Origin of the sequence: Bacillus sp. CH30_1T (genome assembly GCF_008364765.1) — a bacterium.
In the GTDB taxonomy this organism is placed as follows: domain Bacteria; phylum Bacillota; class Bacilli; order Bacillales; family Bacillaceae_B; genus Rossellomorea.
The window spans coordinates 539588-553213 of record NZ_VTUY01000001.1; the positions used below are offsets into that span (position 1 = coordinate 539588).

Annotated in this window: 11 protein-coding genes and 1 other annotated feature; all 11 genes read right to left on the reverse strand. The window is 45.8% G+C overall.

Annotation, left to right across the window (positions count from 1 at the left end; translation table 11 throughout):
• Positions 1 to 125: 125 nt before the first annotated feature.
• Positions 126 to 385 (reverse strand) — a binding site (T-box leader).
• A complete protein-coding gene (ilvD, locus tag F0342_RS02480) occupies positions 386 to 2053 on the reverse strand; it encodes a dihydroxy-acid dehydratase (RefSeq protein WP_149154459.1) in 1668 nt (555 codons plus the stop codon). It abuts the feature before it with no gap.
• Positions 2054 to 2068: 15 nt separating this feature from the next.
• A complete protein-coding gene (gene ilvE, locus F0342_RS02485; protein WP_149154460.1) occupies positions 2069 to 2968 on the reverse strand; it encodes a branched-chain-amino-acid transaminase in 900 nt (299 codons plus the stop codon).
• 706 nt (positions 2969 to 3674) lie between these two features.
• Positions 3675 to 4820, reverse strand: coding sequence for a homogentisate 1,2-dioxygenase (locus tag F0342_RS02490; RefSeq protein WP_149154461.1), 1146 nt, complete (start codon positions 4818 to 4820; stop codon positions 3675 to 3677).
• Entirely contained in the window at positions 4768 to 5751 is a 984-nt protein-coding gene (locus F0342_RS02495; RefSeq protein ID WP_149154462.1) for a fumarylacetoacetate hydrolase family protein, read from the reverse strand. The genes F0342_RS02490 and F0342_RS02495 overlap by 53 nt, the downstream gene beginning before the upstream one ends.
• A 6-nt stretch (positions 5752 to 5757) precedes the next feature.
• A complete protein-coding gene (locus F0342_RS02500; RefSeq protein ID WP_149154463.1) occupies positions 5758 to 6369 on the reverse strand; it encodes a flavin reductase family protein in 612 nt (203 codons plus the stop codon).
• On the reverse strand, positions 6370 to 7602 hold the full coding sequence (gene hisC, locus F0342_RS02505; protein WP_316252575.1) for a histidinol-phosphate transaminase: 1233 nt from the start codon (positions 7600 to 7602) through the stop codon (positions 6370 to 6372).
• Between the two features lie 65 nt (positions 7603 to 7667).
• Entirely contained in the window at positions 7668 to 8783 is a 1116-nt protein-coding gene (hppD, locus tag F0342_RS02510) for a 4-hydroxyphenylpyruvate dioxygenase (protein WP_149154464.1), read from the reverse strand.
• Positions 8784 to 8903: 120 nt separating this feature from the next.
• Positions 8904 to 10331 (reverse strand): dihydrolipoyl dehydrogenase family protein, encoded by a 1428-nt coding sequence (locus F0342_RS02515; RefSeq protein ID WP_149154465.1) that lies wholly within the window; start codon positions 10329 to 10331, stop codon positions 8904 to 8906.
• Positions 10332 to 11516 carry a dihydrolipoamide acetyltransferase family protein gene (locus tag F0342_RS02520; protein WP_149154466.1) on the reverse strand — a complete coding sequence of 395 codons (1185 nt, stop codon included), beginning with the start codon at positions 11514 to 11516 and terminating at the stop codon, positions 10332 to 10334. It lies immediately after the preceding gene.
• Positions 11517 to 11531: 15 nt separating this feature from the next.
• On the reverse strand, positions 11532 to 12527 hold the full coding sequence (locus F0342_RS02525) for an alpha-ketoacid dehydrogenase subunit beta (protein WP_149154467.1): 996 nt from the start codon (positions 12525 to 12527) through the stop codon (positions 11532 to 11534).
• A gap of 1 nt (position 12528) precedes the next feature.
• A complete protein-coding gene (pdhA, locus tag F0342_RS02530) occupies positions 12529 to 13593 on the reverse strand; it encodes a pyruvate dehydrogenase (acetyl-transferring) E1 component subunit alpha (RefSeq protein WP_149154468.1) in 1065 nt (354 codons plus the stop codon).
• Between the last annotated feature and the right edge of the window lie 33 nt (positions 13594 to 13626).

Genomic DNA, 13626 nt, shown 5'->3' on the forward strand with positions numbered 1-13626 from the left:
CTCGAGCCTTTAGCCGCCAGAGCTAGATAAATTTGAATGCGCAGGCGGTGAACCACCTGAGCTTAATTCATCCACTTTCCCAAACAAAAAAGACCTTTCCACCCACTACGACAGAGTTCATCTTTCGCAGGGGCGAAAAGGTCTTCATCCTTTCCACGGTACCACCCTAATTCAGAGACAACGGATATCATCTCCCTTTGCAGACTGATCGGTTTCACCAGCCTTTGTTTTTGTAACGAGTATCATCTACTCGATCGCTCCTACTTTTAAAGGTTCAGAACGATACTCAGAGGGGATGTCGGTATTGGATGTATTACTGGTTTGCAGCACCACCAGCTCTCTGAAAATACGATTTCCAATCCTTTTACCTCTTCAACGCTTTTCTCTATTCTGTTTTCAAAATTCCACCTGTACTCGCTGATGTGACAAGTTTGGCATATCGTGCTAAATAACCTTTTCTGATCTTTGGAGGTGGCTGTACCCACTCCTTTTGCCTGAACTGAAGTTCTGTTTCTGAAACCATGAGGGAGATCGTTCGATTCGTGAGATCAATGAAGATGGGATCTCCATTTTCGACCACACCGATCGGTCCTCCTTCAGCCGCTTCCGGTGAGACATGACCGATTGAAATGCCCCGGGATGCACCTGAAAATCGACCGTCAGTCATGAGTGCGACTTTCTTTTCAAGGCCCCTTCCTGCAATGGCTGCCGTTGGTGCCAGCATCTCCGGCATTCCCGGACCACCCTTTGGCCCTTCATAACGGATCACTACTACATGCCCTTCTTTCACTTCTCCACTTTCAATGCCGTCAAGTGCGTCGTCCTGAGATTCGTATACAATCGCTTCACCCATGAAGGTTTGAATGGACGGATCAACTGCTCCCACTTTGATGACCCCACCGTTTGGAGCGATATTCCCGAAGAGGACGGATAATCCCCCGACTGGACTGTGGGCGCTTTCCCTGCGACGGATGACATCGTCATTTTGAATATGAGCATCCTTCACATTTTCATATAGTGACTTTCCTGTAATGGTGATGCGATCTTTGTGTACAGCTTCCATTTCACATAGCTCTTTAATGATGGCGCTGACCCCGCCTGCATTGTGAACATCCTGCATGGAGTAATCAGATGCCGGACTGATCTTGGATAAATACGGCACTCGTTCTGCCACTTTATTGATCCGGTTGATGTCGTAATCGATTTCTGCCTCATTGGCAATCGCCAATGTATGGAGGACGGTATTGGTCGATCCCCCCATCGCCATATCTAAGGCGAATGCATCATCGATGGTATCTTCCGTTATGATGTCTCTTGGTTTAATGTCCTTCTTCACCATTTCCACGAGATATTTCGCTGCGTCCTTGATCAATTGATGCCGCTCTTCTGATGTAGCTACAATGGTTCCATTTCCAGGAGGAGCCACCCCAAGCATTTCCATCAGAGAATTCATTGAGTTAGCCGTGAACATCCCCGAGCATGATCCGCATGTCGGACATGCATTGGCTTCAATATCGAGAAGCTGTTCCGCAGTCATCCTTCCTGACTGATGGGCACCGACCCCTTCGAAAACGGATACGAGTGATAAAGGCTTCCCTTCGCTTGAAACCCCCGCTTCCATCGGGCCTCCCGATACAAAGACGGAAGGGACATTCGTCCGGACTGCCGACATGAGCATTCCCGGTGTGATCTTGTCACAGTTCGGAATGTAGAACACTCCGTCGAACCAGTGAGCGTTGATGACGGTTTCTGCTGAGTCGGCAATCAGTTCCCGGCTTGGCAATGAGTACCTCATCCCGATATGTCCCATGGCGATTCCATCATCCACACCGATTGTGTTGAATTCGAATGGAATCCCGCCGGCTTCCCGGATCGCTTCTTTCACCACTTGGGCAAATCCGTTTAAATGCATATGACCGGGAATGATGTCGATGTAAGAATTGCACACCCCGATAAATGGTTTTTCCATGTCTTCGAGCTTGACTCCCGTTGCATATAGTAAACTGCGGTGGGGAGCCCGGTCGATTCCTTTCTTGATCATGTCACTTCGCACGTTATCACCTCCAACTTAGCCAACTTGAGCATTCTGTTTGTAAACTTTTCTTCCATCCTGCGTGACAGTGTTTCTAAACTCCTGCAATAATTGGGTTGTATACCTTCCTGGTTTTCCTTCACCGATTACACGGCCATCAACCTTTACAACGGCAATGACTTCTGCGGCTGTCCCTGTTAAGAACACTTCATCCGCTGTATACACATCATGACGGGTGAAGACTTCTTCCTTCATCTCGAATCCTAATTTACCGGCGATCTCGATGATGGCATTACGTGTGATCCCTTCAAGGGCCCCTACATATCCGGGAGGCGTAAGGATCCTTCCTTTTTTGACAATGAAGATATTGTCTGCGGATCCTTCCGCTACATATCCTTGATCGTTCAACATTAATGCTTCACTTACACCAGCGAGGTTCGCTTCGATTTTAACGAGAATGTTATTTAAGTAGTTTAAGGATTTAACCTTTGGTGAAAGAACATCTGCACGATTTCGGCGGCTGGCCACTGTAACGATATCGATGCCCGTTTCGTATAAGCTTTTAGGGAATAGGGCTAATTGTTCTGCAATGACAATGATTTGTGGCTTCCTACACGTAAATGGATCCAATCCCAGGTTTCCAACACCTCTAGAAATGACCACTCGTATGTAGGCATTCTCGAGTTGATTTTTTTTCAATGTATCAACGATAATGTCACACATCTCTTGTTTCGACACTTCGATATGCAACATGATGGATTTTGCTGAGTCATAAAGGCGATCAACATGCTCTTCCAGACGGAACACGTTTCCATCATACATTCGAATCCCTTCGAACACTCCATCTCCATATAGAAAACCATGGTCGTACACAGATACAACTGCGTCTTCCTTCTTCACGTATTGCCCGTCTAAGTAGATCCATTGTTCGTTCATGTTAATCATTCCTTTCCTGGTTGAAATTTATTTGATTATTCAGAAATTTATTTTTGCAACGAAAGTCCGTTGACTTGGAGCACATTCGAACAGCCTGCTTGATTCGGTATCTCTGCTGTTTTCTGCTGGCTCAGATTTTTTTATTGAGGACAATATTACTCCCGTTTCCCGGTAAGGTCAACAGGCTTTTTATAAATTATTTGACTATTTAGATTAATCTGATTATAAGTAAACGCTTACATCTTTGTCCTTATACAGTTTGTCGGGAGAAAAAAATTTTTAGATTTTTTTATTTAATGGGGTGAATGACGCTTCAGATCCGATGAGAAGCCCTTTTAAAAATTTTTCGACAAAGTCCTATGGGAATGAGGGTTGAGGGGAGTTTAGACCTGTGTGTATCTGACCGTTTTATTCTCACTGTTTATTTATAATTGAGAATTCATTTTTCCGTTAAATAGTAGGATTGAATTTTTATTCATCTGGCAAGACACTCATCAATAAGTAGTGAATTCAACACAAAACCTTTCATACCCATAATCCGCAATGCCTTTCAAACTAGAATTTAATTTCACTTTTTCTACAATGATGAATAACCTTTCGTAAATAAATATATTCTCCCAAAAAGTAGTCGCCACTTTTTTAAACTCTATATAAATAAAAAAGAATCAATCCAAGTAACCAAACGGCCTTTGGATTGATTCTTCCTTTACACCCATGTAAACATATAATTCGGATCTTCGACATCCTTTGCTTTTTTAACGATCTTCAACGGTTTGAAAGTATCGATCATCACCGCGAGCTCCAGTGTTTCTTTTTTCCCGATACTGGCTTCTGTCGTTCCTGGATGAGGACCGTGTGGAATCCCGCTCGGGTGGAGGGTAATCGATCCTTCTTTGATTCCCTTTCTGCTCATGAAGTTTCCTTCCACATAGTACAGCAGCTCATCACTGTTCACGTTGCTGTGATTATAAGGAGCCGGAATCGATTCCGGGTGATAGTCGTATAATCTTGGAACAAATGAGCAGACAACGAAGTTATGCCCTTCAAACGTTTGATGAACAGGAGGCGGCTGATGCACGCGTCCTGTAATCGGCTCAAAATCCTCAATGTTAAAGACCCAAGGATACAAGTAACCATCCCATCCGACTACGTCCAATGGATGGTGATTTAGAACATGGGAATGAAGCGCTCCTCTTGATTTGGTAATCACTTCGAATTCGCCCTCTTCATCCATGGTTGCAAGCTTCTCAGGTCCCCGCAGATCCCGTTCACAAAACGGACTGTGCTCCAGTAACTGTCCGTACTCATTGCGATAACGGCGAGGTGTGGTAATCTGACTGAAGGCCTCGACGATCAGCATCTTCGTCTCTTCTTCAGGAACGACACGGTAGATGGTCCCAATCGGAATCACCACATAATCCCCTTTTCCATAGGTGATCGTTCCGAACATCGTCTCTACCTTTCCTTTACCGAAATGGATATAAAGCATTTCATCCCCGTCACCATTCCGGTAAAAGCTTTTCATCTCTTCTGTGACATAGGCGGTTCCAATCAATAGATCCGAATTACCAAGTAAATACTCACGGCTCTTTAAGGCACAGCCTTTCTTCGCGACTCTGTCTGTAAAGAAATGTCGATGACGAAGAGCACCCTCTTCCTCAAACTCCGGCATATAACTCCCTAAATACTCTGTTTTCGCCACAGCCGTCGGCAAATGATGATGATACAGAATCGACTGTGTTCCCGAGAACCCCTTCGTCCCCATGACCTGCTCTCTATAAAGCGTGCCATCGTCCTTCTTAAACATGGTGTGACGTTTGTGAGGTATTTTCCCCAGTTGACGATAATACATGGTTTTCCTCCTCTCTTCTGCTTACAATTGTATTACGCAGAACCCCTAATCCTGTAATCTCTAATTCCACTACGTCCCCAGGCTTTAACCACGGATGCGTCTCAGCACCCAGCTCTAAAATGCATCCCGTTCCTACAGTTCCGGATCCAATCACCTCGCCGGGATACAGGGTGACATCTTTCGAGGCGCGCTCGATCATGTCTGCAAATGTATAATGAATATCCTGATAATTCCCCTCGGATAAGAGTTTCCCATTCACTTTTGCCGTCATAGGAAGATCAAAACGGTTTCCCTTGCGATAGGTTTCCAGTTCATCCTTCGTCACTAAATAAGGACCGAAAGAAGTCGCAAAATCTTTTCCTTTTGCGGGACCAAGTCCGACTTTCATCTCATGCTTCTGGATGTCTCTTGCACTCCAGTCATTCATGATGAAATAGCCGTAAATATAGTCTTCTGCGTTTTCTTTTGAAATGTTGGTTCCTTCTGTACCGATCACGCAGGCGATTTCCAATTCATAATCGAACCACTCGCATCCAGCAGGTTTCACGATGTGATCGAGAGGTCCTTTTACAGCTAAGTGATTGGTGAAATAAAAGACGGGGATGTCATACCATTCCGGCACCACATCGAGTCCCCTTCGTTTACGGGCCGTTTTCACGTGCTCTTCAAATGCATAGAAATCCCGGATGCTGACTGGCCTTGGAATCGGCGACTTCAAGGTGACATCATCTAATGAATGCACTCCCTTGTCTTTTTCCGAGAAGGTACCGAGCTCCTTCATTCTTTTCATGCCTTCTTCTCCCAGATCGATGATGGATAACATGTCTTTAGGGAGTGAACCGCCACTTACAGCATGGATGTCCACGACAAGTTCATCCTGAACGATCCCCGCCTTTACTTCTCCTTCTTTTAAAAAACTAACCAGCTTCACGTGTCATCACCTTTTTCGAATCAATTCAAATGAATCGGATAATGGTTTGGTGTACATTTGACCGGCAAGTCTTCCCACCGGTTTGAGTTTCTCTGAATCTATTTTTCCATCGTAATAAAGTTCATCATTGATCCTCACACATTCTACCTTCCCGATGACAAGACTCCCTGCCCCAGGATGATCGCCGAAGTGAAGTACTTCATGAAGAACGCATTCCAATTGCACCTTGCTTTCAGATACTCCTGGAGGCTTTACCGTAATGGACTCCTTCTTCGTCAGCCCGACCTGCTCAAATTCATCAACGCCAGGTTCAAATTCAATGGCACAGTTATTCATATCCTCCACAAACTCTTCACTTACGATATTGATGACGAATTCCTTCGTTTTCTCGATATTTCGGAGGGTATCCTTTTTGCTGCCATCCTTCCCTTTTCTCATGGGGGAGAAGCAGACGAGCATAGGCTCTGCAGAAATCGCCGTAAAGAAGCTGTAAGGCGCAAGGTTCGCAATCCCATCTTCATCAAGGGATGATACAAAGGCAATCGGCCTGGGCAAAATCGAGCCGATCATCAGTTTATATGCAGACTGCCACTCAAGCGTCTGGGGTTTGATATCCATTTAGTTACCCCCTTCGTTTTGAAAAATGTCTTCCAGTGCTCCAACAAATCTCTTGTTATCGTCCTGTGTTCCAATCGTGACACGAACCGTGGTCGGATATCCGAGAAGAGTTCCTGAACGGACGACGAGCCCCCTTTTCACAAGTTCATATGAGACCGTGTCACCATTCATTCCCGTGTCCACCATGATAAAGTTCGATTGAGACGGGAAATAGGATATCCCCAGACGATCAAATTCACTTTCCAAATAAAGACGACCCTGCTCGTTCTTATGGGTACACTCCCTAATGAACACTTGATCTTCCAGGGCAATGATCGCTGACTTCTGGGCAACGGTATTCACATTGAAGACATCTTTCACTTTACGGAGCTGTTCTGCAATCTCCTCATTCATGACCCCGAAACCGACTCTTAGTCCTGCCAGGCCATATATTTTCGAAAATGTTCTCAGAACGATCAGGTTTTCGAATGCTGAAAGAAGAGGCAGGGTTTCTAAATAATCATCGGTTGTAACGTATTCCATATAGGCTTCATCCACCACTACCAGGATATGCGAAGGAACTCTCTCGATAAAGTGCAGGAGTTCTTTCTTTCCGACAATGGTTCCTGTTGGGTTATTGGGATTACAGACAAAGATCAGCTTCGTTTTTGGAGTGATGTGGTCATGCATCCCCTGCAAGTCATGGGTACCGTTTACGAGTGGGACAATGACCGGTGTGCCTCCCTCTAGAAATACATTGGTTTGGTACCTGGGAAACGTAACATCGGCCATAATGGCTTGGTCGCCAGCGCTCAAATAGGCCCTCGTCAACAGCCGGATCACTTCATCCGAGCCATTCCCAAATACGATCTGTTCTTTCGGTACCCCTAAAAATGCGGAAACCTTATGACTTAGATCGACGGCAGCTCCGTCCGGATACAAAAACAGGTCGCTCCCATTTTCTTTAAACCACTGCTTCACTTTCGGGGAGCAGCCATATATATTTTCATTTTCTGACAGCTTTCTGATTGAGGAGAGACCATGCTCCTTCTGTAAGTCGCCAAGCGTCTTCCCCAGCACGTATGGAGCGATATGTGTGACCGCTTCTCTTGTCTTGAACTTTAATGTCATACATGAATCCTCGCCTTCCTCATGGATGAAGGGGGTCGACTCACGTGTTAGCTTATCTTCTCGTTCAAATATGGTACCTGCAAACTGTACGATATTATTAGTAGAAGCAGCTAATCTCTTCATGAGTTAACCCCCTGACCGGTCCTTTGACCCCCGTTATATATGCTAATCTCTATCTATTTTTTATTTTATAGGTTTCCTCTGCGTTCTTGCTCGCGCTCGATGGACTCGAATAATGCTTTGAAGTTTCCTTCTCCGAACCCTCTTGCACCCTTACGTTGAATCACTTCAATGAATAGGGTAGGACGATCAACGATTGGCTTTGTGAATATTTGAAGCAGGTAGCCTTCGTCATCACGGTCTACTAGAATATTCAACTCTTTGATCTTGGAGATTTCTTCATCGATTTCCCCTACACGCTCTGAAAGCATGTCGTAATAGGAATCCGGAGTATTTAGGAATTCCACACCATTCTCTTTCAAGATACCTACTGTCTTCACGATATCTTCGGTTAAGATGGCAATATGCTGCACCCCTGGACCACCGTAGAACTCAAGATATTCCTGAATTTGTGATTTGCGTTTCCCTTCAGCAGGCTCATTGATCGGGAATTTAATTCGACCGCCGTTATGCATAACCTTGGACATAAGGGCTGAGTATTCAGTTGTAATGTCTTCATTTGTGAAGTGGCGCATTTCCTTGAAGCCCATCACTTTTTCATAGTACTCTACCCACTCTTCCATGCTCTCCACATTTCCAACTACGTGATCCACAGCGATGATACCGGCATCTCCATGTTTAAGAGCGGAATCATATTTTTCAAAACCTGGCATGAAGATCCCTTTATAATCTTTACGCTCCACAAGGGTATGGATCGTATCCCCGTATGTACCAATGATGGCTTTTTTTAATTTTCCATTATCATCTTCGAGCGTCGAAGGTGGCATGATTTCAATTGCACCGCGGGATACCGCTCCAGTGTAAGCCTTTTCAACATCATCCACCACAAGGGCGATATCTTTAATGCCGTCTCCGTGATGCTTCACGAATTGGGACACTCGGCTTCCTTCGTGCAAGCTTCCCGTTATAACCAATCGGACTTTATTTTGTTGCAGTACATAGGAAACTGTGTCACGATTTCCTGTTTCGAGCCCTGAATAGGCTACGGTCTTAAAACCGAAAGCTGTACAGAAAAAGTGGGCAGCCTGCTTCGCATTACCCGTATAGTACTCTAAAAAATCAACATCTCTTACCGGGAAGACATCTTCTACTTTAACCTGCTTTTTTGCTACATTTTCTTGCATCCTAATCCCTCCATTGAATGTTATTATATTCTGAATATTATATTAAATAGTTTCTTAGAACTTCTCAAGAGCGGCAAGTAAAGCTTAAACGCTTCTCTGTGTAAAAGCGTGTTCCTCACTTTACCTGGCTAGCTCCTCTTTTCGGGGAGGCATGTGCACGGCGTCTCCCTTTAATCCTTCGACTGCTTCAAGTAAACTTTCACTCATACTTGGGTGGTGATAAAGTGGAAAGCGAAAGTCCTCATCTCTCGCTGCCATCTCAAGGCCGAGCACTCCTGATGTGATCAGCTCGGCTGCTCCCATCCCCATCATATGAATACCAAGGATCATATCCGTTTCACTGTCTGACACGACTTTCACGGATCCATCCTTTTCATCCGCCAGCTGAGCGTACCCGTTTCCTCTGACAAAGTTCTCACTCACTGCAACCGAATAACCTGCCTGCCTTGCTTCTTCCTCCGTCATCCCTGCACATGCAATGGGAGGACTCATCTGCACCACCGCCGGCAAAAACTGCAGATCTACTTCCACTGATCTCCCTGCCATTGCCTCGGCCGCCGCCTTCCCCTGTTTGATCGCTTTGACTGCGAGGGACGGACCTTTCGTGACATCGCCGATCGCCCAAATATGCGGAATGGAGGTCCGTCCCTCCCGATCTGTTTGGATATAATCATCCTCGGTTAATTCAACACGGAGACGGTCGAGGCCGAGGTCTGATAGGTTCGGCTTAACTTTTCCACTCATGACAAAGTGAGAGCCTTCGATGGAGACCATTTCACCGTTTGCTTTGTTGAGTCCTACTATAACCTTTTCTTCTGTGTCACTCACAGTTTTTATGGTAGAGCTCTTGATAACATTGATTTTCTGCTTTTTTAACTGCCTGAACAACTCTTTTGAGATTGAAGAGTCAAATAGAAGTTCTTCATTCAAGATTAGAGTGACAAGGCTTCCCAAGGTGGAGAAAACAGACGTGATCTCTAGTGAAATATAATCGGCACCATACACAATCAGTTCTTCAGGGATTTCCTCCAGCTCAAAAATCTGTCTTTCCTTCAGCACACGGTCAGCGTTAAAATCGATTCCATCCGGATAGTGTAAATCTCCACCTGTTGCCACTATCGCATCTTTGAAATTGAATAGGGAAAATTCATGTCCGTTTTCAACCCCAATGCGGGATTCTGATAGAAAGGAAGCCGATCCTCTAACGATCTCAACCTTATTTGCTTTGCACAGTGATTCTACCCCTGATCGGAGCTGGGTGATTTTTTTCTTTTTATAGTGTTGAAGAGAAGAAAGATTCGCTACCACTTCCCCAAACTCCATCCCCATTTCCTTCAGGTGCTTCGTCTTTTTAAATTCCCGGGCAAAATGGGTGAATACCTTCGACGGGATGCAACCTATATTTAAACAGGTCCCGCCTATATCCTCCCGTTCGATCAACGTCACCTGTCTACCGAGGCTCGCGGCTCTGATAGCCGCGTGGTAGCCCCCAGGACCTCCTCCGATGACGACAATGTCTTTATCTTCTGTTATCTCTCCCACTACCATTTATATCAACTCCATTAGCATGGATTGAGGTTCTTCAATCAGATCCCGTAATCGGTTCGTAAATTTCACGGCTGTCCCGCCATCTGCCACTCTATGATCAAAGGACATTGAAACATTCATCATGGAACGGACGACTATTTCATCCTTTTCATTCACCATCGGACGCTTCTTCGTTTTATGGAAGGCGACGAGGGCTACTTCCGGTTCATTAATGATGGGGGTAGCTCCGATCGATCCGTTCAGCGGTCCAACGTTACTGACCGTGAAGGTTCCTCCTTTGATATCCTTCATCGCTAACTTGCCTTCCTGTGCTTTAACCGTCAGTTCCTTCATTTCGCCGTTAATATCCTTCATGCTTTTCCGTTCAACCTCTTTGATGACAGGGACAATCAGTCCTTCGTCTGTATCTACAGCGATTCCAATATTGTGATGGGACTGAAGCTCTACACACTCCTCCTGTTCATTGAGACGGGCATTGAAGATCGGAAACTCTTTTAAACAGACAGAAATGACTTTGATAAAAAAGGCTCCCACAGAAATAGACCCGCCGCTCGCTTTCATAGTATCTTTCCAGGATAGTAGATTCGTAACGTCGATTTCTTCAAAATGGGTACAGTGCGGGATGGTTCTCAGTGACTGTGACATTTTGGAAGCGATCTGTTTCCTCCTGCCACGGAAAGGAATAGTTTTAGCTCCAGGTTCTGCCGGTGCCGCAGGAGTAACAGGTTCAGGTTCTTCCACCTTCACGGGTGCTGATTGACTTCCTCCATTCATATAAAGGAAAATATCTTCATCGTGGATTCTACCACCAGCTCCGGAACCAACCACTTCTTCTATGTTGATACCATTCTCCCTTGCTATTTTCCTCGTATACGGGGATGCGAGGATCCTTCTCTTCTTCAATACATGGGTCGTTTCCGGCACAACTCGCCGGCTCCCTGACTGATTACCTTGTTCTTTTTCCATCAATAAAACCGTGGACCCGACTGGAATCGTCTCCCCTTCACTAACGGTAAACTCCTTGATCACACCTGAAAATGGTGCCGGGATCTCTGCCGTCATTTTATCTGTTTGTACCTCTACCAGTGGTTGATCCGCTCGCACGACATCCCCCACTTTCACAAGAAAGTGATTGATATTGGCTTCGGTCATGCCTTCCCCAATATCATGAAGCTTAACTTCCATGAACTCCCTCCTTGTCTAATAGCGGGCTACCTTTTCCACTGCAGCCAACACACGTTTACTGTCAGGCAAATAGAAATCTTCAAATCCAAAATATGGGACAGGTGTATCGAATCCTGTTACCCTTTCAGTCGGCGCTTTCTGATATAAAAAAGATTTGTCATTGATGATGGCCAGCACGTCATTTCCAACTCCACCAGTGGCATGTGCTTCATGGACAACCACGGTTCTCCCCGTTTTCTGAACTGAGCTTGAAATGAGATCCTTATCCAGGGGATAAAGTGTTCTAAGATCGAGTACCTCACAGGAAATACCTTTATCAGCGGCTTCCTTGGCTGCATCCTCTGCAACCTTCACCATCGCTCCCCATGCAATGATCGTGACATCCTCACCCTCTGTGACCACCTTACCTTTACCGATTTCCACGGTGTACTTCTCTTCAGGAACTTCTTCCCTGGAAGATCGGTAACATCGCATAGGCTCCAGGAATAGAACGGGATCAGGGTCCTCGATGGCTGCAATCAGAAGTCCCTTTGCATCATATGGTGTTGCGGGACAAACAACCTTGATTCCCGGCATATGAGTGAAAAGTGCTTCGGTGCTATCGGAATGAATCTCTGGGGCTCTTACACCAGCCCCATACGGAGCCCTGATGACCAAAGGACAAGTAAAATGCCCAAGGGTACGAGCTCGTATTCTGGATGCATGCGTCATGATCTGCTCGTATGCCGGGTAGATGAATCCTAAAAATTGGACCTCCGCTACCGGACGATATCCGTTCAGCCCCATCCCGATGGCCGCTCCAATAAAGCCGGCTTCACTTAAGGGTGTATCAAGAACCCGGTCTTCACCGAATTCCTGTTGAAGACCGTCCGTCGCCCTGAATACTCCGCCATTCGTTCCGATATCCTCACCCATCAACAGAACATCTTCGCTTTCCTGAAGCATCACTCTCATAGCATCCGTGATGGCTTGAACCATCGTCAGCGTCTTCATTTTCGTTAAGGTGCTCATTCTACTCACCTCTCAATCGCTCAAGGAGCTTTTCTTTTTGTTCCTGGATCGTCCAGGTCGGTGTCGCAAACACATAATCAAAGATTACACTGGGATCAGCTGCCGGATATGCTTCCAGTTCCTCGACAGCGAGGTCTACTTCCTTCGCATATTCCTTTTGAACAGATGTCATCCAGTCTTCGTCAATCCAGCCTCGATGCCTCATGAATTTCGTTAACCGGTCAACGGGGTCATTATCCTTTCGTCGGGACTCACTTTCCTGTTGATCACGATACTTCGTCGGATCATCCGCGGTTGTATGGGCACCGTATCTCCAGGTCACGGACTCGATCAAGGTAGGTCCGTCCCCGTTTCGTGCTCTCTCCAACGCCTTCACCGTTTCAAAGTAAACAGCAAAAATATCATTGCCGTCGATGCGTACGCTTGGAATGTCATAGGCAAGAGCTTTCTGGGCAATGGTCTTTGATTTCATTTGCTTGTGAATGGGAACGGAGATGGCGTAATGATTGTTTTGATTGAAAAAGACGACCGGTGCCTCCCAGACGCTTGCCAAGTTCAATCCTTCATGAAAGTCGCCTTCAGAAGTGGCGCCATCACCAAAATATACAATGGCAGCATTCCCGGTCCCTTTTCTTTTCTCGGCGAAAGCAGCCCCTACCGCATGTGGAAGCTGTGTCGCAATTGGAATTCCAGGAGTGAAAATTTTCTTTCCTTCCGGAGGCACGCATCCTTCATTTCTCCCCTTCCAGAATAGGAGGATATGAAGCAGGGAATGACCAAATGTCATGGTAGCCCCATGATCCCGATAGGACGGGAATAACCAGTCTTTGTCATGGAGGGCAAGTGCGCTCCCCACCTGGGATGCCTCCTGTCCTTCAAATGGTGCATACGTTCCGATTCGCCCCTGTCGTTGGAGGCTCACCGCTTTCTTATCAAATGTACGGATCCTGATTAAATGCCGATAAAATGTACGGGCTAAATCTTCTGAAATGTCCTTTTCACACTCACCTTGGACAAGTTCTCCTTGTTGATCCATGACCTGGACCAATTGAAATTCCTTGATCATTTCGTCACCTCTTCTGGTGCTTTTTTATTGTTC

Coding starts and splice junctions, on each gene's coding strand:
- ilvE (WP_149154460.1), bottom strand. CDS start 2,968: ATGAACGAACAATGGATCTACTTAGACGGGCAATACGTGAAGAAGGAA.
- F0342_RS02490 (WP_149154461.1), bottom strand. CDS start 4,820: ATGTATTATCGTCAACTGGGGAAAATACCTCACAAACGTCACACCATG.
- F0342_RS02500 (WP_149154463.1), bottom strand. CDS start 6,369: ATGGATATCAAACCCCAGACGCTTGAGTGGCAGTCTGCATATAAACTG.
- hisC (WP_316252575.1), bottom strand. CDS start 7,602: ATGAAGAGATTAGCTGCTTCTACTAATAATATCGTACAGTTTGCAGGT.
- hppD (WP_149154464.1), bottom strand. CDS start 8,783: ATGCAAGAAAATGTAGCAAAAAAGCAGGTTAAAGTAGAAGATGTCTTC.
- F0342_RS02515 (WP_149154465.1), bottom strand. CDS start 10,331: ATGGTAGTGGGAGAGATAACAGAAGATAAAGACATTGTCGTCATCGGA.
- F0342_RS02520 (WP_149154466.1), bottom strand. CDS start 11,516: ATGGAAGTTAAGCTTCATGATATTGGGGAAGGCATGACCGAAGCCAAT.
- F0342_RS02525 (WP_149154467.1), bottom strand. CDS start 12,527: ATGAGCACCTTAACGAAAATGAAGACGCTGACGATGGTTCAAGCCATC.
- pdhA (WP_149154468.1), bottom strand. CDS start 13,593: ATGATCAAGGAATTTCAATTGGTCCAGGTCATGGATCAACAAGGAGAA.